General features: G+C 71.3%; 24 protein-coding genes and 1 pseudogene. 16 read left to right on the forward strand and 9 right to left on the reverse strand.

The genetic code is table 11. The features are described from left to right. Positions 1-114: 114 nt before the first annotated feature. The 3 genes from AC08OQ_RS06800 (at position 115) to AC08OQ_RS06810 (ending at position 1,744) form a co-directional block, all read left to right on the forward strand. A complete protein-coding gene (locus tag AC08OQ_RS06800) occupies positions 115-531 on the forward strand; it encodes a PPOX class F420-dependent oxidoreductase (RefSeq protein ID WP_476601927.1) in 417 nt (138 codons plus the stop codon). A gap of 141 nt (positions 532-672) precedes the next feature. Beyond that, entirely contained in the window at positions 673-951 is a 279-nt protein-coding gene (locus AC08OQ_RS06805) for a GlsB/YeaQ/YmgE family stress response membrane protein (RefSeq protein WP_462188996.1), read from the forward strand. Between the two features lie 97 nt (positions 952-1,048). Then, the gene (locus AC08OQ_RS06810) at positions 1,049-1,744 is read left to right on the forward strand and encodes a DUF2599 domain-containing protein (RefSeq protein WP_476601926.1); all 696 of its coding nucleotides are present in this window, start codon (positions 1,049-1,051) and stop codon (positions 1,742-1,744) included. A gap of 112 nt (positions 1,745-1,856) precedes the next feature. Here AC08OQ_RS06810 and AC08OQ_RS06815 read toward each other — a convergent pair whose 3' ends face one another. From AC08OQ_RS06815 to AC08OQ_RS06830, 4 genes are all read right to left on the reverse strand, one after another. Next, the gene (locus AC08OQ_RS06815) at positions 1,857-2,405 is read right to left on the reverse strand and encodes a GrpB family protein (RefSeq protein WP_462188994.1); all 549 of its coding nucleotides are present in this window, start codon (positions 2,403-2,405) and stop codon (positions 1,857-1,859) included. Between the two features lie 54 nt (positions 2,406-2,459). Next, positions 2,460-2,711, reverse strand: coding sequence for a hypothetical protein (locus AC08OQ_RS06820; protein WP_476601925.1), 252 nt, complete (start codon positions 2,709-2,711; stop codon positions 2,460-2,462). A 1,357-nt stretch (positions 2,712-4,068) separates the two neighbouring features. After that, complete coding sequence (locus AC08OQ_RS06825; RefSeq protein ID WP_476601928.1) at positions 4,069-4,875, reverse strand: methylenetetrahydrofolate reductase; 807 nt, start codon at positions 4,873-4,875, stop codon at positions 4,069-4,071. Positions 4,876-5,105: 230 nt separating this feature from the next. Continuing rightward, positions 5,106-5,594, reverse strand: coding sequence for a phosphotransferase enzyme family protein (locus AC08OQ_RS06830; RefSeq protein WP_476601924.1), 489 nt, complete (start codon positions 5,592-5,594; stop codon positions 5,106-5,108). A gap of 297 nt (positions 5,595-5,891) precedes the next feature. On the opposite strand from AC08OQ_RS06830, the gene AC08OQ_RS06835 reads away from it, so the two are divergent. Beyond that, positions 5,892-6,503, forward strand: coding sequence for a hypothetical protein (locus AC08OQ_RS06835; protein ID WP_476604778.1), 612 nt, complete (start codon positions 5,892-5,894; stop codon positions 6,501-6,503). Here AC08OQ_RS06835 and AC08OQ_RS06840 read toward each other — a convergent pair. Further along, the gene (locus AC08OQ_RS06840) at positions 6,488-6,964 is read right to left on the reverse strand and encodes an NUDIX hydrolase (protein WP_476600356.1); all 477 of its coding nucleotides are present in this window, start codon (positions 6,962-6,964) and stop codon (positions 6,488-6,490) included. The genes AC08OQ_RS06835 and AC08OQ_RS06840 overlap by 16 nt on opposite strands. Positions 6,965-7,411: 447 nt before the next feature. On the opposite strand from AC08OQ_RS06840, the gene AC08OQ_RS06845 reads away from it, so the two are divergent. Together AC08OQ_RS06845 and AC08OQ_RS06850 are read left to right on the forward strand one after the other, a co-directional pair. After that, positions 7,412-8,026 (forward strand): restriction endonuclease, encoded by a 615-nt coding sequence (locus AC08OQ_RS06845; RefSeq protein WP_476600354.1) that lies wholly within the window; start codon positions 7,412-7,414, stop codon positions 8,024-8,026. A 349-nt stretch (positions 8,027-8,375) separates the two neighbouring features. Then, positions 8,376-8,582: a hypothetical protein gene (locus AC08OQ_RS06850; RefSeq protein ID WP_476600352.1), complete on the forward strand. Its 207-nt coding sequence runs from the start codon at positions 8,376-8,378 to the stop codon at positions 8,580-8,582. A 124-nt stretch (positions 8,583-8,706) separates the two neighbouring features. Here AC08OQ_RS06850 and AC08OQ_RS06855 read toward each other — a convergent pair whose 3' ends face one another. Beyond that, positions 8,707-8,829: a hypothetical protein gene (locus AC08OQ_RS06855; protein WP_476600350.1), complete on the reverse strand. Its 123-nt coding sequence runs from the start codon at positions 8,827-8,829 to the stop codon at positions 8,707-8,709. Between the two features lie 470 nt (positions 8,830-9,299). Here AC08OQ_RS06855 and AC08OQ_RS06860 point away from each other — a divergent pair, with 470 nt between their 5' ends. The 9 genes from AC08OQ_RS06860 (at position 9,300) to AC08OQ_RS06900 (ending at position 17,316) form a co-directional block, all read left to right on the forward strand. Next, the gene (locus AC08OQ_RS06860) at positions 9,300-10,163 is read left to right on the forward strand and encodes a helix-turn-helix domain-containing protein (protein WP_476600348.1); all 864 of its coding nucleotides are present in this window, start codon (positions 9,300-9,302) and stop codon (positions 10,161-10,163) included. 24 nt (positions 10,164-10,187) lie between these two features. Continuing rightward, complete coding sequence (locus AC08OQ_RS06865; RefSeq protein ID WP_476600346.1) at positions 10,188-10,667, forward strand: DUF397 domain-containing protein; 480 nt, start codon at positions 10,188-10,190, stop codon at positions 10,665-10,667. 247 nt (positions 10,668-10,914) lie between these two features. Then, the gene (locus AC08OQ_RS06870) at positions 10,915-12,114 is read left to right on the forward strand and encodes a radical SAM/SPASM domain-containing protein (protein WP_476600345.1); all 1,200 of its coding nucleotides are present in this window, start codon (positions 10,915-10,917) and stop codon (positions 12,112-12,114) included. 22 nt (positions 12,115-12,136) lie between these two features. Continuing rightward, positions 12,137-13,123 carry a hypothetical protein gene (locus tag AC08OQ_RS06875; protein WP_476600343.1) on the forward strand — a complete coding sequence of 329 codons (987 nt, stop codon included), beginning with the start codon at positions 12,137-12,139 and terminating at the stop codon, positions 13,121-13,123. Continuing rightward, positions 13,105-13,878 carry a creatininase family protein gene (locus AC08OQ_RS06880; RefSeq protein ID WP_476600341.1) on the forward strand — a complete coding sequence of 258 codons (774 nt, stop codon included), beginning with the start codon at positions 13,105-13,107 and terminating at the stop codon, positions 13,876-13,878. Before AC08OQ_RS06875 ends, AC08OQ_RS06880 begins: the two co-directional genes overlap by 19 nt. 78 nt (positions 13,879-13,956) lie before the next feature. Then, positions 13,957-15,081: an arylsulfotransferase family protein gene (locus AC08OQ_RS06885; protein WP_476600339.1), complete on the forward strand. Its 1,125-nt coding sequence runs from the start codon at positions 13,957-13,959 to the stop codon at positions 15,079-15,081. Further along, positions 15,078-16,028, forward strand: coding sequence for a glycosyltransferase family 2 protein (locus tag AC08OQ_RS06890; protein ID WP_476600337.1), 951 nt, complete (start codon positions 15,078-15,080; stop codon positions 16,026-16,028). The genes AC08OQ_RS06885 and AC08OQ_RS06890 overlap by 4 nt, the downstream gene beginning before the upstream one ends. Then, a complete protein-coding gene (locus tag AC08OQ_RS06895) occupies positions 16,025-16,558 on the forward strand; it encodes a class I SAM-dependent methyltransferase (protein WP_476600336.1) in 534 nt (177 codons plus the stop codon). Before AC08OQ_RS06890 ends, AC08OQ_RS06895 begins: the two co-directional genes overlap by 4 nt. A 197-nt stretch (positions 16,559-16,755) precedes the next feature. Continuing rightward, the gene (locus tag AC08OQ_RS06900; protein WP_476600334.1) at positions 16,756-17,316 is read left to right on the forward strand and encodes a P-loop nucleotide/nucleoside kinase family protein; all 561 of its coding nucleotides are present in this window, start codon (positions 16,756-16,758) and stop codon (positions 17,314-17,316) included. On the opposite strand, the gene AC08OQ_RS06905 is transcribed toward AC08OQ_RS06900, so the two are convergent. Both AC08OQ_RS06905 and AC08OQ_RS06910 read right to left on the reverse strand, forming a co-directional pair. Then, on the reverse strand, positions 17,300-19,087 hold the full coding sequence (locus AC08OQ_RS06905; RefSeq protein WP_476600332.1) for a DUF4158 domain-containing protein: 1,788 nt from the start codon (positions 19,085-19,087) through the stop codon (positions 17,300-17,302). The two genes, AC08OQ_RS06900 and AC08OQ_RS06905, sit on opposite strands and share 17 nt — an antisense overlap. Beyond that, positions 19,084-19,683: a TetR/AcrR family transcriptional regulator gene (locus AC08OQ_RS06910; protein WP_476600330.1), complete on the reverse strand. Its 600-nt coding sequence runs from the start codon at positions 19,681-19,683 to the stop codon at positions 19,084-19,086. The genes AC08OQ_RS06905 and AC08OQ_RS06910 overlap by 4 nt, the downstream gene beginning before the upstream one ends. A 96-nt stretch (positions 19,684-19,779) precedes the next feature. Between AC08OQ_RS06910 and AC08OQ_RS06915 the strand changes: the two genes are divergently transcribed. Beyond that, entirely contained in the window at positions 19,780-20,445 is a 666-nt protein-coding gene (locus AC08OQ_RS06915; RefSeq protein WP_476600329.1) for a formylglycine-generating enzyme family protein, read from the forward strand. Between the two features lie 92 nt (positions 20,446-20,537). Here the strand turns inward: AC08OQ_RS06915 and AC08OQ_RS06920 are convergent. Then, positions 20,538-21,193, reverse strand: a pseudogene (locus AC08OQ_RS06920) (hypothetical protein); the annotation flags it as partial.

Here is a 21,193-nt window from a genome sequence, read left to right on the forward strand (position 1 = left end):
AACAGTCACCATCGCCGCGATCAACGAATGGCTGCCCCGATAAACTTCCCAAACAGGCCCTAGTGTCGGGGCGGTCCCCGTGGCCCCGCTCCGCCCCACCAGAGGAGGCAAGCCATGACCTTCACCGAGCTCGAGACCGACTACCTGCGCACCCAGCCCCTGGGCCGGCTGGCGACCGTGCAGGCCGACGGCACCCCGCAGGTCAACCCGGTCGGGTTCAGCCTCAACGAGAAGCTGGGCACGATCGACATCGGCGGGTACAACATGGCCGCGAGCCAGAAGTTCCACAACGTCTCCCGGCAGGGCAGGGCCGCGATCGTCATCGACGACATCGTCTCCAGTGACCCGTGGCGGGTGCGTTTCCTGGAGATCCGCGGCGCCGCGGAGGCCATCCAGGCCCCGGACGGTCCCGCCGGCCGCATCGACGGTGCGATCATCCGCATCCATCCTCGGCGGATCATCAGCTTCGCCCTCGACACCCCCGACCGTGAGCCGCACGAGGTCACCATCCAGCGGCGCACCATCTCCTGAGTCATCTCGACGGGCAGGCTGTCCGCGGGACGACGTTCCGGACGTTGTTTGACGAACCGGGTCGGTCGGGTATACGGCGGACGTCCTAGCTCCTCGATCATCGGTTGGCCATCGATGATCATTACTGGCCGGAGGTCTTCCGTGGTCTGGACTCTCATCAGCTGGGTGCTGCTTGGTCTCGTTGCCGGCGCGGTCGCGCGCCTGCTCGTGCCCGGGCCCGACCCGATGAGTATCCCTGCGACGATCCTGCTCGGCATCGTCGGCTCGTTCGTCGGCGGTTTCCTCGGCTACGTCCTGTTCAACCGTGATCTCAGCGAGGGCGCGCTGCAACCGTCCGGCATCGTCGGTTCGATCATCGGGGGTATCGTCGTGCTGCTGGTGTGGCGGGCGGTGGGCCGCCGCCGTACGTTGCACCGCTGACGCCCCGCCCCCGAGGCCGCCTAACGGCTGCCGGTGCGGTGGGTTGACGCGGCGGTAACCGGCGGAACCCACCCGCCCCGGACCCGGGGGAGCACACGTGGCGGGGACCGCAGGGAGTACCGCGTCCGGGATTGTGGGGGCACGCCTGTGCGCGGTCCTCGCGCGGGTCCTCCTGCTGGGCGTCCCGGCGGTGGGGCTGCTCGCCGCCGCGGGGGTGCATCCCCCCGGCGGCCCGACTCCCGCGCACGGCCCGAGCCCCATCCCCGGCCCCGAGGCAACACACAGCCCCGAAACGACACACAGCCCGCAGGCCGCCGGCGCGGGCACCGGCAGCCGTGCCGGCGCCAGCACGCCCTACTGCGGCCCGAGCCGCTACGTCGAGGAGATCATCGTGCAGCAGTGGGCGGACGGCCGGTTCCGCGTCCAGGTGCGGCCCACCCCCGAGGGGCGGCGCGCCGGGGACCGCGGCCAGGTTGCCGCCGAGATCTGGCAGGCCGTGCAGGGGTGTGTGACGGGCCTGCGCGGCGAGCTTGCCGACAGTCTGCGCGACCAGCTGGCGTGCCATCAGAACTTCGCGCAGCTACCGGCGCTGAACGGCGGGAAGGGCTTCGCCACCGGCGAGACCTACGACCTGGAAAGCTGGCGGCCGGCGCCGCATCCCGGCGGCACCCGGGCGTGGATCTCCACCCGCTGCGGGAACACCCTCGGCACCGATCCCCCCGGGCCGCCGGCCAGGATCTACCGGCCGGACGGCGTACGCCCCCAGCGGACGGTCTCCGGCGAGCAGGCCTGACGGCGGGTTGACGACTCGGGGTTTGAGACGGGCAGAGTCGCGTATTCGAGTGTCGCGGGTTCGGGCCTCAGGCCCGGCTTGTCCTCGCTCTTGGTGGCGGGGAGGGCGGGTTCTACTCGGGTAGGAGATCGCGTGGCAGCGGCTGGATCCCGGTGCTGCGCAGGACCTGGTCGACGAAGTCGCTCTTGGCGTTGGTGTAGGCGTTGCGGTTGTCGCGGTGCTCGCCGGAGAGGTGCTTCTTCAGATCCGCATAGTCCTGGCGCAGTCCGGGGTCGGCGCGCAGCGCGTCCCGGAACGCGAGCAGTGCCGTGGCGTGGGGGTGGCCGTGCTCGACCACCTGCAGATGGTGGGTGCGGGCGTCGGGTCGCGGACGCAGGAACCAAAGCCGGTAGTGCCGGCACGGATCATCAGGCCAGAACAGCCATCCGTCTGCTTCCATCGCTGGCACCGCGCTCCGGGCCTCGTCGAGCGACCGCACGGGGGCGAGCAGGTCGATGACAGGCTTGGCGGGCATGCCGGCAACCGCGGTGGACCCGATGTGTTCGATCGCGCCGGCCAGCCACGGGGCCAGGACGGCGCGGAGCCGGTCTTGCTGCTCAGCGAACTGGGCGAGCCACGCCGTGTCGTAAGTGACGATGTGAACGAGCTGGTCAGCGAACATGTTCGTGGCCTCCCGGGCGTAGTGGCTCCAGGTTCCACCGGCTTCGGCGCGGTGTCATTGGGTAGTGATCGGGTGGTAGCCGAGGGCCTGGGCGACGACCGGGGCGGGCGCTTGCAGGACGAGCTGGCGTAGCGCGGCGATCCGGGCGGCCTGTATCGGGACGCCGAGGGCGCGGATCTGGTCGAGCAGGCTGCCGGGGTGTAGTGGCTGGCCGGCGCGGCGGCCGGGGAACAGCCAGCGGCTGTTCGGATTCGTCGCCGTGGTCATGTTGTCCCGGTGGGTCGCGGCGGCGAACAGTTCGGGCACCGGAACGGACGGGTCGCCGAGTCGGAGGAGGATCTGGTCGTCGTCGAGGGTGATGTCGCAGCAGGTCGGCGGCGGGCAGCCCTTCGGCGAGGTACCAGGCGACGATCTCCGTCTTGGTCAGCTGCCAGAACGGGCTGCCCACGCGCACCGGCCGGCCGGACAACGCGCTGATCATGTCCGAGATCGAGGCGAAGGCTGTGGGGCTCTTGCCGGCGCGGGACAGGTCCAGTTCCTGGCTGACCATCAGATCGATGGCCCACCTGTCGGCCAACGTGCCGAACCGCGCTTCGAGCGCGGCGATCTCCTCGATCTCCTCGGCGGGCCGGGAGACGACGAACTTGAACGCCACGCTGCTCAGCCCGGCGAAGGCGCGCAGCGCCGCGGGCACGATCCGCCTGGGCTCCGGAACCTCCGAACCGGACAGCTTCGGCGAGATCGTGAACCGGTCGATAGCCGCCACCAGGTCGTCGGCGGGAACGACGGTCCCGTTCGTCTCGATCTCGACCCGACGGCCGGCGCGATGGAGCTCCGCGACGAGCGGGACCAGCCGCCGCTGCTGGAGCAGCGGCTCTCCCCCCCGTCACGACCACCCGCTCGGCCGGCTGGGCGAGCAGCCAGTCCACGAGCGCGCGCGCCCGGATCGCTTCGCTGTGCTCCGACCGGTCGAACCGGCGCCAGTCCCACGTATGGGGCTCGTCGCAGAACGAGCAGGTCAGATTGCACCCGGACAGCCGCAGGAAGACCGCCCGCTGGCCAGCCGTGACGCCCTCGCCCTGAAACGTCGGGCCAAACCGCTCCGCCACGAGCAGACCGGCCGGGGCTCCGGCAGTCGCCCGGCAGCGCCGACGACGTACTCGGCCCAGGTCCCCGGGGTCTCAGAGACTCGGACGAGCACCAGAGCCCCGGCAATCGCCGGCTGGACCTCGTCGAGGAACCAGCAGGCCAGATGGCGGGCGAGCGCCTCGCTATCTCGCGTGAGACGGATTCCGAGAAGTCATGATCGCCAGGTGGTGTGCGTAGGTCATTCCACCGCTTGGGAAGAACGTTTTCGCAGGCGGCAGGCCCGCTGAGCTGGGAGGACCTGCCAGGCAGGCCACCGGATTTCTATCCGGAGGGAATGTTCGCTGACCAGGTCAGCCTGTGTGAGACCGGAGCGCCGCCAGGACCGGGATCGCCGCGATCTTGTCCTCGGGGAGGTCGTCCCAGTAGAGGCCGGCAGGCCGGCGTTCTCGCGGCTGATGCCGAACTCCCGGGCCAGGTCGGACTTCCATGCGGCGGGAGTGCACTCCGGAGCAGCTGATCGACTGCTGGACCCTGCGTGAGGGGTACCAAGACCTGCGAGAAACGGCCCGGGCGGTTAGAGAAGGTCCTCAAGTCGGGTGGCGACCTGGCGGTAGCGGCTAACCGGGACGAGGTGCACACCGGCGAAGGCGCCGCTGTCGCGCAGCCGTAGCACCTGGTCGCAGGCCGCTTCGACCCCGGCCGCCTGGTCCCGTTCGACTGCTTGGACGAGGTCGTCGGGGATGTCGATGTCGGGGATGGTCGCGGCGAGGCGGCGGGCCATCCCGGCGCTCGCGAGGACCATGACGCCGGCGTAGATCGGCAGTTCGACCGGATGGGCGTCGCGCCAGCGCAGCAGGGCGTCCATCGAGTAGCTGACCTGTACGAACAGGAAGTCGGCCGCTCGTTTCCATGTGGGCAGCGGACGTAGGCCGGCCGCGGCGCCGACCCGGAACGCCGGCATGTCCGCGAAGACCGGATCCTCGCTGGCCGCGCGGGCCTCGTCCATCATCGCGCGCACGGTCAGGTCGCTGGTTCGGTTCCCGGCGGTGGGTTTGTCGCCGTGGACGAACAGGAATTCCTCGACGCCGTAGGCCGCGGCGGTGAGCAGGTCGCGGCGGAAGCCGAGCAGGTTACGGTCGCGGGAGTTCACGCAGGCGATGCTGCGTCCCCCCATCGTCTGCACCTCGTGGGCGACGGCGATGCTCGACACCGTCGCGCGTCCGATGTGGTTGTCGGGGATCAGGAACGCGTCGGTGACGGGGCTCAGAACGCCGATCTGGTGGCGGGCATGGGTCAGGTCCGGCCGGGTCGGCGGCTCGATCTCGCAGATCAGCTCGAAGCCGCGCACCGGACGTTCGTGACCCGCCGTGGATTCCTGCATCCGGACAGGATAGGACGCCACGATCCACAGACCACAGCCACATCGCACGGGTGCGCTGCCCCGGACGCTTTGTCGGTGAACATCCGCTCAACGTCCACCCCGTCAAGTTGCCTCACCGTGTTCTGGTCGACGCTGCTGACTCTGACGTAGCCAACCCGCATCGACCTCAACCCCTTCCGCACCCCGAAATGGGCCCGCCACGACATCGCCGCGGCTGCACCGCAGGCTGGTTAGACCAGCGCCTGCAGCCGCGTGTTCCTTAGCGACAACCGGTCCTGGCGCGTCTGCAGGGCGAAGAGGGTCAGGGCTGCGGCGTTGCGGTGGAGCCAGTACAGCAACGCGAAACGTGCGTGCCCGAAAGCCAGCAGAGCTGGCGTCGCGCTGTCGCACACGGCGAGGCCGAAGGTGTCGATGATCTGTGTTGTCTCGAAGAGCGGGACCATCGTCGCGAGCTCGTGCTGGCTCAACGGGCACACCGCGAGGTAGCCGGCGAGGAACGCGGTCACCCGCGGCGCGTAGCTCGCGACCGGCCCGGCGGGGGGTGTGCAGTAGAGCAGCGCGCGGGCGAGTTCGTAGGCGGGCGGGGCCAGCCGGGCGAGATCGAAGTCGAGGATTCCGCTGATGTGACCGTCGGCGGTCAGGATGTTGCCCGGGTGCACGTCGCCGTGCACGAGCGTGACCGGCAAGTCCCGCAGCGCCGAGAGGTTCTCCGGGCGCAACGCCGCACGTCCTGTCCCAGAGGAGCCCCCAGGGCGCGCTGGGCCAGCAGGTAGCGGTGGGCGCCATGCTCGGTGACGAGATCACCGGCGTCGTTGGGCAGCACCGCGGGGACTACATCGAGCCCGCGAGCTGCGTGGTCGTGTATCGCGGCGGCGAACCGGGCCCGCGCCGGGCAGCGGAACTCCCGGGTGTGACGGGTTCCCCCGGAGCGGGAGGAGCCGGTCTTGCGATAAGCAACGAGGTCACGGGCCAGTTTCATCATCGCTGCGGGCTGGATCCCGTTACACGCGGCGAGCGTGATGACCCCGACGGGAGCGATGTGCCTGCTCGGCGGGCGAGGCAGTGGCAAGACAACCGCCCTGCTACACCTGCTGACCGGCGTAGCCGGTCCGGTGACACTGGTCGCGAACTCGCTGGCGTTCCTCAACCCCGACGGCCCGGTCCAGGTCCACGCCCTACCGACCACGATCGGGCTGCGCGCGCCCACGATCGCCCTGTTCCCCGCCCTACGCGGCCTCACCCGTGATACCGGCGCCCTCACCGACGAGGAGAACCGTACCTACCTGCCCGCCTCCACGGTCGCGGCGGCGTTCACGGTGGCACGGTCCGCCGGCGGACCGGTCACAGCGTTCATCGACATGGCGTTCCGCGATACCAGTCCAGCGGCCTGGCGGACGCTGGACACCCAGCAGGCCACCACGGCCCTGACCGCCGCGCGTCTACCCGACGGTCTCCTCGACGATCCACACGAACACGCACGCCTCACCGCGGACCACACGCGGGGACATCGTCGACGACTACGCGAGTGTGCGGAGTCAGTCGCAGCCGCCCGGTACGAGTCGGGGACGGACACCGCGACAGTGCTCGGCCGCCGGGTCGCGGACCTGGTCGCTCAGGCGGCGCGGTGACCGACGCCGTGGCGTAGCCGATGGTCCAGTTCCCACAGGGCGGTGCGGTTGGAATCCCACTGCACGGCCTTCACCGCGTCGTCGAGGCTGAACCAGCCGTACTCGGTGTGCTCGTCCGACAACGTCACCTCGGCGTCCTCCGCGCGGACACCAAACGCGTACTCCGGGATCACCAGCATGTCCGGCCCCCAGGTGAACTCCCCGGTGACGTAGACGACGGGGATCGTGGCCCGCGCGTCGAGCGCGATGAACTCGCGTTCGCCGACCAGACCGGCCTCCTCGGCGGTTTCCCGCCGGGCTGCCTGCGCCGGAGACTCACCCGCCTCGCCACCACCGGCGACACCCTGCCAATAGGCGGCATCAGCACGCCGGAACAAGGCGTACTCCGTGCCCTGCCCGGTTTGCCTGTAGGGCAGGACCAAGACCTGAAACGCCGCACGGCCACCCACAGTGTCGGTCACCGCACCATTGTAGGACGGGCCCTCGGCCGACTACCGAAGCCGCGGCTGACCAGGAACCGCGCCAGCAACTCGACACGTGGCCCGACCCCGGTCGCCGCTCGGTCTCGCACACGTGGCCAGCCAGCACAAGATCATCCGCGTTTGCGGCTGGTGACACGTTTCTTACCGGCACCTTCCTGGCGCGCAGGATTGAAAACGTGCGTTTTCGTCTTCCCGGGAGCGACGTAGGCCGGTTCTTGTGCCGTTTGCGTGACGGGATCTCCTCGCTACGTCGCCGAAGCACCCTCATGTGGCGTGTTGTGCGCGAATAGTGGATGGGTGGCTCGTCGGGGTTCTTCGTCTGCGCGGCGTCGTCCGAGTGCTCGCCGTACTCGTCCGTCTCAGGCTCGCCGGGCGCGGGGGCGTCCATCGTCGCGGCCGACGGTGGGGGAGCGGGTGGTTCCCCGGGTGACGGCGGTGGCGTTCGGTGGCGTGGTTCTCGTCGTGATGGTCCAGGGGCTCGTGAAAGCGTGGGACTGGTGGACGCTGCCGCTCGGGGTCCTCGTGGTGCTGGCGGCTGTCGGGCTCTGGCTCGCGGTGCGCGCCAGCCGCATCCGCGAGATCGGCCGGAGGGCCGCGGCCGCGGCCGCCGCCGTCGACACCCTGAGCCCGACGGGGTTCGAGCATCACGTCGCGGATCTCCTGACCCGGGACGGCTGCCTGCGGGTGCGGGTGGTCGGGGGCCGTGGGGACGGCGGTGTGGACGTGCTTGCCTACACCCCGCGCGGGGCCCGGATCGCGGTGCAGTGCAAGCACTACCCGGGCCGTTCGGTGGGGCCGTCCGCGGTGCGGGAGTGCAACGGCTGCGCGTGGACGGACCACCGTGCCGATGTCGCGCTGCTGGTCACCTCGGGCCGGTTCACCGACGCGGCCGCGGACTTCGGGCGGCGCCACCGCATCCAGCTGGTCGACCGGGAGCTGCTGGCGCGGTGGATGGCCGGCGAGCGGATCCTGCCCGGCCTCCCGGCGCCGCGCCGCGGCCCCGTCGATGTCTCGCCTACCTCCGGAGAGGCCTCGCGATGATCATGCTGTTCGTGTTCCTCGTGGCTGTCCCGCTGTGGCGCGGCGACCCGTACGACCGGCCGGCTGTGCTACCGGCGGCGCCGGGGTCTGCTCAGTCGCTGCCACGACCACGGGTTCCAGCTGATCGCCCGCGGTGACCTACTCGCGATCCTGTTTTTCGCCGTCGCCTACGGCGGCTTCCGTCTATACAAGATTGTCAACTAGGCGGGTGTCCGCCGGGCGCCCCGCTATCCGATCTTGTCGATAATCGAACGTTCTCGGCACACATCTCTCGGTGGTGATGGGCTGCTGTGTTCGGGGGACGGAGGGGACGGGCACGGGGATGATCGTGTGGTGGGTATCGGAGAGGATGCAGAGCGGCAGCGCGCGGCGGGGGGTGATGGCCGGGGAGCTGGCGAGGCGGGCGGCCGCTGGCGCCCGGGAGATGCACGACATCGACGACAACAAACCGGTGGCGCTGGCGTTGGCCTCGATCGCGCTGTCGCTGGGGGTCCTGGCGGATCAGGCCACGGAGAGTCCGATCCCGGGGATCCGGGTCTTCGACCAGTCGAGCTGACCGGAAAAAGATCATCCTGACCGGAAAAAGATCATCAATCGGCGGGTCGCCCCCACGACGGCAAAGCGCCCTTGTCGCCTCCGCGGAGGCGACAAGGGCGCCGGTGCTGTGTTGCCGCTGGGATCTACCAGCCGAGCAGAAGCGGGTCCTGGATGACGAGAACCACCACCACCCAGATGATCACGCGGATCGACCGCTCCTGCTCCTCGGCCAGTCCCAGCTCGTGCCAGACACAGGGGATCCTCACTGCTTCCTCCAGAGAACCCGTACCGGCCTGCGGCATGTGACCCCGAGTCCCACGCTGTGACGCCGTCGGGGGGGGGGATCCGGCGGTCGCACAGCGCGGACGAGGGGGTCATCTCCCCGGCTGGGAGGAGAACTCCTTCGCGCAGCGGACCCTGCGTCTGGTGACAACCCAGACACCGAGGTCATACACCTACATCGACGATCGGCCCATCCGAGGAGTTCCGGTGATCGACCCCTGGGCCGCGCTCGCGGGTGGCTACAGCGACGAACTGCCGTTCTGATCTTGCCGGGAAGGGACCGTTTGTCGACAAGATCGGAAGCTGGCCATCGGGCCAGGTAGCGGTCCGGCGCCTCGCCGACGCGGGTGACGGGTGTGCCGATGCCTGCATCTTCGCGAATTTCAGCACTGATAGCCTGATCGACAAGTGCGGATCCCCGCACAGTTCACGAGTCCGCGCGTTGGGATTGTTCATGATCAGCCCGTACGTCCGCCGCTACCGGCTCGCGCAGGAGCTGAGACGACTCCGCGAGGCCGCCGGGCTGAACCACCTGGAGCTGGCGAGGAGCATCGGGGTCGACCGGTCGAAGATCTCGCGGTTGGAGAACGGCCGGGTTTCCCCGGACATCAACGACGTGATGAAGCTGCTGGAGGCGCTCGGTGTCGAGGGAGCGGAGTGGACGAGCCTGCTGAGGATCGCCCAGGATGCGGCGACCAGGGGCTGGTGGGAGTCCGGTGCCCGGGTGATGGGCGAGCGGCAGGTGCTGTACGCGGACCTCGAAGCCGGGGCGGTGGGCATCCGCGAGTACCAGCCGAGTTCGGTTCCTGGCCTGCTGCAGACGGCCGAGTACGCCCGCGCCCGGCTGCTGCTCCCGGGCGTCATGCCCGCGGGTGAGGCCACCGTCGAGGGCGTGCTGGAGGGCAGGGCTGGTCGGCAGCGGATGCTGCGGCGCCCGGGCGCTCCGAGCTACGAGCTGCTGATCGACGAGGCCGCGGTCCGGCGGCCCTCCGCGCCGCCGCCGGTGATGCGCGAGCAGCTCGCGCACCTGGCGGCCCGGGCCGGCGAGGAGAACGTCACGGTGCGGGTGCTGCCGATCGAGGCGGTGGTGCGCGACTACCAGACGCTGCCGGGATCGCTGTCGCTCTACACCTACCCCGACCCGGGCGACCCGGTGGTGGCGGCGATCGAGTCCATCACCACCGACGTCATCGTGACCGACTCGGCGCAGGTCGCCCGCTACGCCGAGCGGTACGACCTGCTGGCCGAGGTGGCGCTGTCTCCCGCCGGCAGCGTCGAGTTCATCAGCCAGGCCGCGACGAAGCTGCCTGACCGTTAGGAAGCGATCACCATAAACAGTGCCGTGAGCACGCCCGCCATCGCCCCCCTCGTCACCGCTTGGCGCAAGTCCACTCGCAGCGAGCCGACTGCCAACTGCGTTCAGGTGGCCGCGGCCGGATCTGGCGCGGCCCGCCGGATAGGCGTCCGCGACTCCAAGTTCCCGTCGGGCCCCGACCTGTGGTTCACCCCGGACGTCTGGGCGGCCTTCGTCGACGAGACCAGGAGGCAGGCCGGCGCGCAGATCTGGGGCAGCGTTGGGGACGGCGGTATCATCACCGGGCACATTCCGGCCGAGCAGGTCCCGGCGGACTTCCGCCGGGACGACAAGGTCTTCGAGCCGGGGCGGCAGGCGATCATGGTGCGGGGCGCCGCTGGTCTGGGCGGCACGGTCCTCTACTTCACCGAGTCCGAGTGGGGTGCCTTCGTGGCCGGTGTGACCGACGGCGAGTTCGACGACCTGCTCGGCGGCTTGGCGGAGGAGCCAGTGCGGCACGGCAGGTAGCGCGACCGACGTCCTCAGCCGTCAGGGGCCGCAGCCGTTCCAGAAGGCTGCGGCCCCTGACTCCTTCTCGCGCCCTTCCGCCCCACCGCGCGGCGCCGAAAACCCGTCAGGGGCTTGTCACGTTCGGTCCGGACTCAGATACTGTCCTCACGATGTGAGTTCCTGCACTGTGCAGAGTGGTGCGCAGTGACAAGCGCCCGCCGTCCGCGCCCTGGATCGGGCGCGCCGAGCCGGGGAGGGGTCTGGCGTGGGTGGTGGTGACCGTCACCTGCAGACTTCGCCGTACCTGACCCGGGTGATGCCGGGTGAGGCGTCCCCGGTCAGCTACTGGAGCGACACCTACGGGCCCACCGCACCCACCGGGGAACCGCCCGGGCCCGGTGTGGCCTTCGGGATCGTCGGTCTGGACCTCCGGATCGTGTGGCAGAGCGACCAGGCGATGTTGGACCTGCTGCGCGCCAGCGCCGCGGGCCCGGTCGAGGCCGGTGCGCTGGCGGAGCGGTTCGGCGCCGAGTTGGTCGCCGCGGCGGTGGCCCGGGGCTGGCTGCAGGAGTCGGGCGAGCTGTGCCGGGGCTATCACCTGATCTCTGGCGAGATCGAGGTGACCGCGCACTGCAACTGGGGCTGCCGGTTCTGCCCCGTGGCCACCGATCCCAAGCCGCGCCGGACGATGCAGCTGGGGCTGTTCGAGGAGGTCGCGGCCAAGCTGGCGGCCGTCCCGACGCTGCGGTACGTGACGTTCCAGTTCTTCAACGAGCCCCTGCTGGACCGGCTGTTCACCGACCGGCTCGGCGTGCTGTCCCGGTACGGCCTGCAGCTGGCGCTCTACACGAACGCCTCCGCGCTCACCCCCGACCGGATCGAGGCCCTGCGCCGACCCGGGGCGCTGCGGCACCTGATCGTGAACCTGCCCTCCACCGACGAGGCCGAGTTCGCGCGCCTCACCGGCTCACGGAGCTTCCTGCGGACCACGGCCAACCTGGACACCGCGATCGAGGCCGGGCTGCCGGTCCAGATCGTCGTCAACGGCGTCGGGGCGAGCCTCGACCGCAACCTGGCCGGTGTGCGCGCCCGGTACGAGCCCGCCGGCGTGGAGGTGTTCGCGAGTGCCACCTGCGACCGGGCCGGTGCCGTGGGCGGCGGCTACTTCCAGAACGTCGACATCCGGGGGCGGCTGACGGGCTGCGGCTGGCCGGTCCACCATGCCAACATCAGCGTTGCCGGCGACCTGTTCCTGTGCTGCAACGACTACTACCAACGGGAACGGTTCGGCAACATCACCGCCGGCAGCCTCCACGAGATCATGACCAGCGACGCCGCGGTCGCCCTGCGCCGCCAGGTGTTCGGCGTCGACGACGCGCCGGCGGGCCTGCCGTGCCGGCGCTGCCACAACCAGCGGCTCGACTACGGCGCCCGTGAGTTCCGCCCGATCGCCGCCTTCGGCTGACCCAACTGGGAGGAGGACCGCCATGACCGACGCGATGAGGATCTGGTACGTGGCCGGGCAGCGGCTGTGCAACTTCGGCTGCCCGTACTGCGTGTCGACCGGGGACTGGTCCAAGAGCCGCCGCTACGACTGGACCAACCCGGCCGACCGGGACGTGCTGGCGGCCGTGGTCGGCTGGATCGGGAACCGACCGCATCCGGTCGAGGTCCGCCTGGGCAGCCTCGGCGAACCGTTCACGTCCTCGTTCTTCCTCCAACAGGCCGGTTGGCTCACCCGCCAGGACAACGTCCGCTACGTGGAGCTGCTGTCGAACGCCTCGCTGCTCGAGCGTCGCCTGCCCCTGCTGGCCGAGGCCGCCGAGATGGCCAAGGTGTCGCTGTGGCTGACCTGGCACCCCGGCCAGATCAGCCTGGAGAAGTTTATCGACGCCGCCGCGCTCGCCCGGCTGCTTCGTCGTCGTAAACGCGCTGCTGTTCGACCCCGGCGAGGCTGCGCAGGCCCGGCGGGCACGCGACGCGGCACGGGCGGCCGGGCTCCGGTTCAATCTCGACCTTGGCTACGACCCGGACACCCCGACCGCCAGCCCCACCGGCGCGGTGCCGCTGCTGTGCGCCGTCGGCCACGACCACGAACGCGCCGTTCAGGTCATCGAGGAGGCGGGCGGCGACCCGGCGCTGACCAGGCCTGCGCTCACCGCCACGACCACGAACGCGCCGTTCAGGTCATCGAGGAGGCGGGCGGCGACCCGGCGCTGACCAGGCCTGCGCTCACCGCGCTCGCCGGCCCGCGGGGTCTGGAGTGCCGGGCAGGGCACGACTACCTGTTCATCGACATCCACGGGGTGGCCTACCGCTGTTCGCGCTACTCCGCCGAGGACCTGCACCCGGTCGGCCGCGTCCAGGACGCGGGGTTCTGCCTGGAGAACCACGGGGCGACCTGGGCGCCGTGTGCCGCAGACGGCGGCTGCTGCAACAAGGAGGACTTCCTCAATTGCTGCTCGGCGAGATGACCTGGCCCGCCTTCGACGACGCGACCCGCGATCCGGCTCCCGACACCGGTGAAGCCGCCAGCGTGGTGATCGTGCTCGTGGGCGCGGTCGAGCCCCACGGCCCGCACCTGCCGCTGGCCGCCGACACGATGATCAGCGACTACTTCGCCGGCCGGCTCGCCCGCGACCTTCCCGGCGCCCTCATCGCCCCGACCCTCGGCTACGGGGTCGCGACACCGCCCCAGCGCCTCGGCGGCGACTTCCCAGGCGTCCTCAACCTCAGCGGCGACCTCTTCACCCGCCTGATCACCGAGGTGCTCACCGGGCTCGCGCGCCACGGCCTGCGCCGCCTCGTCGTCGTCAACTCCGCGATCGACAACATCAGCTTCCTCTGCGAGGCCGCGCGGATCATCGCCGACGCCATCCCCGGCACCCGGGTGATGATCGTGAACTGGTGGGACGTGGTCGGCGAGGACTTCCGCGACGCCCTGGCCGCCGAGACCGGCATTCCCCGCGACGTCGACCACCACGCGAGCATGGTCGAGTCCAGCCTGGTCATGCACATCGCCCCGCACACCACCCGCCCCGCACCCGCCGGGCCGGTGGGCGACCCGCCCCGCCGGTTCACCTATCACCTTTTCCCGCTCCCGGCGGACGCCGCCACCGTCGGCGGCGTCGTCTACACCGCGACGGGCTCCAGCCCCACGCTCGGCGAGCGCGTCGCCGAGCAGGTCGCCTGCCGCCTCGCCGACGCCGTGCGCCAGGAGATGCGGTGACCGGCGAGAACCCAGACCGCGGCAGGCCGGACGACGTCCTGCTGCTGTTCTCGCCGGTCGGCGTCGTACCAGGACCCGGTGGCGTGCCTGACCGACCAAGACGGCCGGCTCGTACACGCCTGGAGCAACGCCGCCGGGCAGCCCGACCCCGGCGACGACCCGCCGTCGTACCTGCGCGGCTGGAACCACGTCGAGCTCGGCCCCGACGGAAGCCTGTACGCGATCGTGCTGCTGCACGCGGTGCTGAAACTCCGCCCCGACTCCAGCGTGGCCTGGAGCACCCCGGTGCCCGCCCACCACGACCTGGACGTCGCCGCGGACGGGCGGGTGCACGTCCTGACCGAGCAGCCCCGCCTCATCCCGGCGCCCGGCGGCCCGTACCTGCTGCTGGACAACCAGATCACCGTCCTCGACGCCGGCGGGCGGCCAGCCGAGCAGCACTCGCTGTACGACCTGCTCGCCACCGTCGACCACCTGCGCGGCCTAGTCCACGACGAGCTCGCCCGCCGCGCCACGGCGACGTCCGGATGCGCTGACCTGCACCGACTCGCGGGGCGACGCGGGCGAGAGGTCTCCCGTGTGCTGCGGGACCTGCCCGGCTCGCCGTGCGACGTGCTGCACGCCAACACCCTGGAGACCGTGCCCGCCCATCCGGCCGGCCTGTGGGACGACGGCGACACCCTGGTCGCGGTGCGCGAGCTCGACCTGATCGCCGTCGTCAGCCCGCGCGCCGGTGCGGTGCGCTGGTGGTGGGGACCCGGCCAGCTGTCCGGGCCGCACCAGCCCTCCGCCCTGCCCGGCGGCAGCGTGCTGGTGTTCGACAACGGGCGCGCCGTGCGCCGCTCCCGCGTCCTGGAGATCGACCCCGCCACTGGCGAGATCGTGTTCACCTACGACGCCGATCCACCAGACGCGCTGTTCACCGAATTCGCCGGAGGCTGCCAGCAACTCCTGGGCGGAACCCTGCTCGTCACCGACGCCCAGCACGGCCGCGGCATCGAGATCAGCCGCGACGGCCGCGCCCTGCGGGAACTCCACATCCGCACGAAGCAGGCGGGCGGCGGGAACTCCCGCTGTGACATCTACCGACTGGCCGCCGTCCCGGCCCGAACCGCCGCGCGCCTGACCGCGCCCGGCGGCCGGGCCTGGCAGCTGGCCACCACCCGAGTCCGCTGCCAGCCCTACGCCGGGAGCAGCCAGTGATCAGTGTCGTCATCCCCATCGCCGACCGGCCCGCGCACCTGGACCGGGCCCTGCGCAGCCTGGACCGCCAGAGCCTGCGCGACTTCGAGGTCATCGTCGTCGCCGACGGCGGCACCCCACCCGAGCAGGTCATCGACGCCTGGGGCGGGCGGCTCGCGATCACCCTGTTGGAGCTGCCAGAGCGGCGGGGCGTCTCGCACGCCCGCAACCTGGGCGCCGCCACCGCCTCCGGAGACCTGCTCGCCTTCCTGGATGACGATGACGTCTTCCTGCCCGACCACCTGGCCGCCGCCGCCGCCACCCTGGCTGATCCCCGCGTCGAGGTGGCCTACGGCGCGGCGCTGGTCAGCGACCGCTGGGTCGACGCCATACCGCGGCCGGCCGACGGCGCCGCCGTCCTGCGCAAGGGCTACCCCTTCGATCCCGGTTTCCTGCTGGTCGCCAACTTCATCCACACCGGAGCGGTCACCGTCCGCAACTACACTGGAACCTCGGCCCGGTTCGACGAGACCCTCCAGCACTGCGAGGACTGGGCGATGTGGCTGACCCTGTACGCCGAGGGCTACCGGTTCGCCTACACCGGCGCCTGTAGCAGCGTCTACCACCAGGTTCCCGGCGCGGCCGGGACCGTCGCCGCCGCCTACCGGCGCAGCCCGACCCCCTTCACCCTCGCCCACCGTCGCATCTACGCCGCCTGGCCCGCCGACGATCCCCTCGTGGTCGGCTACCGGCGCTGGATCGCCGAGTTCGACGAGCGCCTGGACGCCGCCATCGAGTACGACCGGCCCGTGCCGCCGCACGCCTTCGAGCACGCCGTCCGGACCCTCTACCCGGCCTTCGTCGCGGCGGAGCCTGCCGACCCGGCGCTGCTGGACACCATGTTCCCCTCGCCGCCGTCCGGCCGGACCGTCGATCTGGAAGCCGCTCACCAGGGAGGACGGGGATGACGGAAGCCCTCGCCGGCCGGGCGCTCTACGACGGGTATGCCCACCTCTTCGCCGACGAGGCCGCGGTCAGCGCCTACAACGCCCACTACGACCGGCCCGCCGTGCTCGGCCTGCTCGGCGACGTCGCGGGACTCACCGTCCTCGATGCCGGCTGCGGGCCCGGTCTGTACGCCGCCGAACTCCTGCGCGGCGGCGCCCACTTCATCGGCTGCGACGCCAGCACCGACATGATCAACATCGCCCGCGAGCGGCTCGGCCCCACCCCGGAACTGCGCCAGCACGACCTGAACCAGCCACTGGACTGGCTGCCTGACGAAAGCGTCGACCTGGCACTGCTCGCCCTGGTCATCCACTACCTGCCCGACCGCGCCGGCGCGCTCCGCGAACTGTTCCGGATCCTGCGCCCCGGCGGAGCCCTCGTCATCTCCACCAGCCATCCCACCGCCGACTGGCGGGCCAGCGGCGGCGGCTACTTCGAGGCCCGCCACGAGCAGGAGCAGTGGTCGTGCGGGTTCACCCACCGCTACTAGCGGCAGCCCCTGCAGGACTGGATCGCCGAGTTCACCGCCGCCGGCTTCGTTCTCGACGCTCTCCTCGAGCACCAGCCCCAGCCGGAGATGGCGCGCACCCACCCCGATGCCTTCGCCCGCCTGTCCCACGAGCCCGGCTTCATCGCCTACCGCCTCGCGAGACCGCGGGCGAACCTCCGCGCGTGGAAGGATGAGGCATGACCACGGGGAGGCCGGTGCTGGCCGTCGTCAGCGACCCGCCAGGAACCGGCAAGACCACCCTCGCCCACGCGGTCGCCACGGCCGTCGGCTGCCCGGCGGTGATCCGCGACGAGATCAAACAGGGAATGGTCCTGGCCAGCCCCGGCTACCAGGCCGGCGGCGACGACCCGCTCAACCTCCCCGCTCTTCACGCCTTCTTCGGTGTCCTGGAGACCCTGGCGAAGGCGGGCGCCACGGTCGTGGCCGAAGCCGCGTTCCAGGACCGGCTATGGAGTCCCCACCTGGAACCGCTCACCGCCCACGCCGACGTGCGGATCATCCGCTGCACCGTCGACCCGGCCACCGCGTACCAGCGGATCACCACCCGCGCCGGGCTCGACCCCCACCGCGCCGCCCACGGCGATGCCGAACTCCTCAGCGACATCGCCGCCGGCCGCCACTCCCTCGGCGCCTTCGTCGACATCCGCCTGGACCTCCCACGGCTCACCATCGACACCAGCGACGGCTACCACCCCGGCCTGGACGCCATCACCGCCTTCATCACCCAGCCTGCCTGACGCGGGCCGTCGGGGTGAATCGGACGGGGCCAGGCCAGCGGTGGCGAGGGCATCCGGGCTTAAAAGCCGTGCACGACGACCTGCCGTGGTCAGAACAGCGTGTCGCGGACGCGCAGTGGCCGGTAACCGGTCGGCCCGAGCTGTGCGAGCTCGCCCTCGATGTCCACCTCGATCGCGCCGAAGAAGTTGATGTTCTCGCTGTGCGCGGGTCGGACGGGACATCCTCCGCCGACAGCGGGGAGATCACCAGGTCCCCGTCGCCATCCAGCCGCACCGGGCCATCGCCCTCGCCGAGGGCGGTGCGCAGCTCGTCTTGCACCTGGGCCAGCGCCGCGTCTGCATCGGCGGGTTTGCCGACCAGCCGGCAGAACTCGACCCGCTGCTCGGCCCACTTGCTCGGAGTGAGCAGATAGGCGGCCGGGTCGGAGTAGCGGCGCGAGCCGGGCACGAACACATCGCCCGTGCGCAGACCATCCCGCAGCGCCAGGAGCGTGCACAGTTCCCAGTAGTGCCGGTAGGCGGCGACGTTGCCTGGCTTCGCCGCGGTGTCCAGGTAGCCACGCCGACGGGCCGGGACGAAGCTGGCCGGCGCGGTGTCGGGGACCTTCCGTGCGCCTGTGGCGTTCAGTTCCCGCAGGATCGCCACCGCCTTGAGTAGGTCGGTCGCGGCGGTGCCGCCGGCGAATGTCACCGCCTCCAGGACCTGCGGGGTGAACTGCCGCAGGTACCCGTACGAACCGTCCAACGCGGCCAGATGCCCATGATCACGTGGCAGCGGCGGCAACGCGGTGGCCTGCGCGGACCGCAGCCGCTCCCACCCGACCTTCTCCCCCCGGATCAACCCACCGACGTCCTCGTCCGGCACTGCTGGATCGGCGGCGATGGCGAGGATCGCGTCCAGCAGGGCCTGGCGGTCCTCACCGGCCTTGCCGCGCTCGGCCAGCTTGTCGCGCATCCTGTGCGCGGCCTTGCTTTCCCGCGCCGAGACAGCCTGGTCGAACAGCTGCACGACCTCGTCCAGCACGTCGGTCGCCGACTGCGCCAGCATCGTGAGCAAGATCGGATAGCGGCGTTGCGGCTCGCGGCGCTGCAACGCCTGCGCGGTCAACCGCTGGCCCACCGTCGCGAGGAACCTACGCCGCTCGGCCGGCAGCACGGACAGGTCCAGGGTGTGCGCGCCCAGACCGCGTAGGAACTCCAGCTTCGTTACCTCAGCCTTCACCGCCGCCGGCGAGGCCTCGACCGGTCCGGTGGCCAGCCACCGTAACCGCGTCATACCGATCATCGGATCGTCCACCAGCAGGCCGTCCAGGCCGGCGCACCGCTGGTCGGTGAACTCGTCCGCCAGCCGGTCGAACGTCTCCCGCCGGGCCTCCTCCCGCGCGTGCGCGACCCGCTCGACCACCATCACCGGACCCGGCCGGATCACCCGCGCCGAGATCAGGTACTCGCACGCCAACCGGAACAGCAGAACCGGTGAGTCATGCTCCAACGCCTGCGCCAGCAGGAACTCGTCCAACTCCTTCAACTCCAAGGCCGTCGGCGCCCGCCAGCCCAGATACCGCGCCACCGACCGAAGATGCCCGGTGCGGGTATTCGCACGCTTCCCGTACGACCGGATCTGATCAGGGTCGATGACGTGGCCGGTCAGCTGCCGCCCGGTCCACACCGGGCAGGGGGACGGGGCGTCCCACCGGTCGGCGGGCACGCGAGTGACGATGGTGGTGAACGTGTCGAGCGCACGGCGGTAGCACTGCAAGCAACGGGTCATGACTCCTTCTGCGGGGTGAGCAGGGGACCGAGCGTCCGCCAGGCTGCGTCGGCCAGGTCGTCGGCGACGAGCGTCGGGGAGCCCGCGGGGCGGGCGAGCCAGTGGCGGCTGTATTCCTGGGCGGGGCCGATCCACAGCGCGACGACGACCGCCAGGTCGGGCCGGTCGGACCAGCCGTGGCCACGCAGCCAGTCGGCCACCGCGGCGAAGAAGCCGCGGTTGTCCGCGGCGGTGCGCTCATCGATCGTGCCGCGCAGGACATCGACCGGCGCGGTCAGCAGCAGTCGGGCCAGCGGCGGATGCTCTTCCACCCACCGCAGATGGCGGGTGACCAGGCGGGTCACGCCGTCGCGGGGCCCGGTCGAGGTGTGCAGCTCACCCCACAGCGCGCTCTGATGATCGGCAAGACCCGCACCCACCACGGCCGCGGCCAGGTCCCCCCGGGTGGGGAAGTAGTGAAACAGGCTGCCGTTACTGACACCGGCCCGGCGCCGAACCGCCTGCATGGACGTGGCCTCCCAGCCCTGCTCCAGCACGCAGGCCACGGCCGCGTCCACCAGCCGGGCCCGACTGGGCGCTACCCCGACGCCTCCCATAATCCCGGCACCTCCCATAGAGCAACACTCTAGACGGACAGCCCGCGCGCCTACCGGGACTCTCCGTGCGGACGAGCTTCGGTAAGATCGCCGGCCATGGACGCGGGCGTGGGAAACACGTTGATCTCCATCCCTCCGGGGCGGGTGACGCTGTGCGACCGGCGAACGCAGCGCAGCTGGTCGGTCGAGCTCGCGCCGTACTGTCTCGCGGCGTTTCCGGTTACCCAGGAGCAGTACGCGGCGGTTGTCGGCCAGCGGCCGGGCTCGGCCCACGGGGACCGGTTGCCCGTCGAGGGGGTTTCCTGGTGGGACGCGGTCCGGCTCTGCAACGCCCTGTCCCACCGCGACGGTGCCGACGGCGAGGGTGCCGACGGGGAGGGTGTCGAGTGGGACACCCGCGCCGAGGGGTACCGGCTGCCGACCGAGGCTGAGTGGGAGTACGCCGCCCGGGCCGGCACGAGCGGCCCGCGGTACGGGCCGCTCGACGACATTGCCTGGTACCGCGGCAACTCCCACGGGCGAATCCACGACGTGGGCGGTAAACAGCCCAACTCCTGGGGCCTGTACGACATGCTGGGCAACGTGTGGGACTGGTGCTGGGACCTGTACGACACCGAGGTCTACGGCACCTATCGGGTGCTGCGGGGCGGTGGGTGGTTCGACGAGCACTGGAGCTGCCGGGCCTCCGTACGCCGCCGCGGCCACCCGGCCTTCCACCTCGACGACGTGGGGTTCCGCGTCGCGCGTTGCGCCGTGCCCTGACCCACGTCGCATCCGTGCTCATGCACCGGTCCGTGTTGCCCGCCGGACGAGAGCGATCCTGATCAGATGGGGCCTGACCGGATGGGGCCTGATCAGGTGGGGCCGGGGCGGGTGGGGCTGGCGCGCACGGCGCGAAGCTCCGCGGTCAGTTCGTCGGCCTGGCGTTCGGCGCGTTCGGCGCGGGCCCGGGCCTCGGCGCGGGCCTCGCCGATCACAGTGAGACGTTCGGCGGCGGCCTGACGTTCGCCGGCCAGGCGGGCCTCGCCCTCGGAGCGGACGCGGTCGAGTTCGGCCGCCGCCTCGGCACGCACCCGCTCAGCCTCGGCGGCCGCGGCCGCGCGGACCTGGTCGAGCTGCGCCGCCGCCTCGGCGCGGATCCGGGTGATCTCGGTGTCGGCGGCGGCGCGGCCGCGGGCGGCCTCGGCGCGTTCGCGGCGGATGTCCTCGCGCAGGGCGTCGCGTTCGGCGCGTAGCTCGGTGAGGGTGTGCGCGTCGCGTTCGGCGGCGCGCCGGGCCTCCTCCAGCCGCGTTGAGGCCTGCTCCCGGGCGGCGACGGCCTCGTCGATGCGCCGTGCGGCCTCGGCGCGGGCCGCCTCGGCGGCGTCGTTGGCCGCGCGGACCGTCTCGGCGGAGTGCTCGACCACCTGCCGCCTGGCCGCCTCGGCGGCGGCCAGGCGCGTCTCGGCGCCCCCAGCGCGCTCACCGCCTCGCCCGCGACGGCCTCGGCCTCGGCGCGGGCCGCCTCGGC

Source organism: Frankia sp. CcCS3, from assembly GCF_977927575.1.

Excerpts from the sequence above, each read along its gene's own strand:
- AC08OQ_RS06825 (WP_476601928.1), bottom strand. The coding sequence starts at position 4,875 with ATGCAGGAATCCACGGCGGGTCACGAACGTCCGGTGCGCGGCTTCGAG.
- AC08OQ_RS06800 (WP_476601927.1), top strand. The coding sequence starts at position 115 with ATGACCTTCACCGAGCTCGAGACCGACTACCTGCGCACCCAGCCCCTG.
- AC08OQ_RS06910 (WP_476600330.1), bottom strand. The coding sequence starts at position 19,683 with ATGGGAGGCGTCGGGGTAGCGCCCAGTCGGGCCCGGCTGGTGGACGCG.
- AC08OQ_RS06875 (WP_476600343.1), top strand. The coding sequence starts at position 12,137 with ATGACCGACGCGATGAGGATCTGGTACGTGGCCGGGCAGCGGCTGTGC.
- AC08OQ_RS06895 (WP_476600336.1), top strand. The coding sequence starts at position 16,025 with ATGACGGAAGCCCTCGCCGGCCGGGCGCTCTACGACGGGTATGCCCAC.
- AC08OQ_RS06900 (WP_476600334.1), top strand. The coding sequence starts at position 16,756 with ATGACCACGGGGAGGCCGGTGCTGGCCGTCGTCAGCGACCCGCCAGGA.
- AC08OQ_RS06815 (WP_462188994.1), bottom strand. The coding sequence starts at position 2,405 with ATGTTCGCTGACCAGCTCGTTCACATCGTCACTTACGACACGGCGTGG.
- AC08OQ_RS06850 (WP_476600352.1), top strand. The coding sequence starts at position 8,376 with ATGCAGAGCGGCAGCGCGCGGCGGGGGGTGATGGCCGGGGAGCTGGCG.
- AC08OQ_RS06915 (WP_476600329.1), top strand. The coding sequence starts at position 19,780 with ATGGACGCGGGCGTGGGAAACACGTTGATCTCCATCCCTCCGGGGCGG.
- AC08OQ_RS06905 (WP_476600332.1), bottom strand. The coding sequence starts at position 19,087 with ATGACCCGTTGCTTGCAGTGCTACCGCCGTGCGCTCGACACGTTCACC.
- AC08OQ_RS06860 (WP_476600348.1), top strand. The coding sequence starts at position 9,300 with ATGATCAGCCCGTACGTCCGCCGCTACCGGCTCGCGCAGGAGCTGAGA.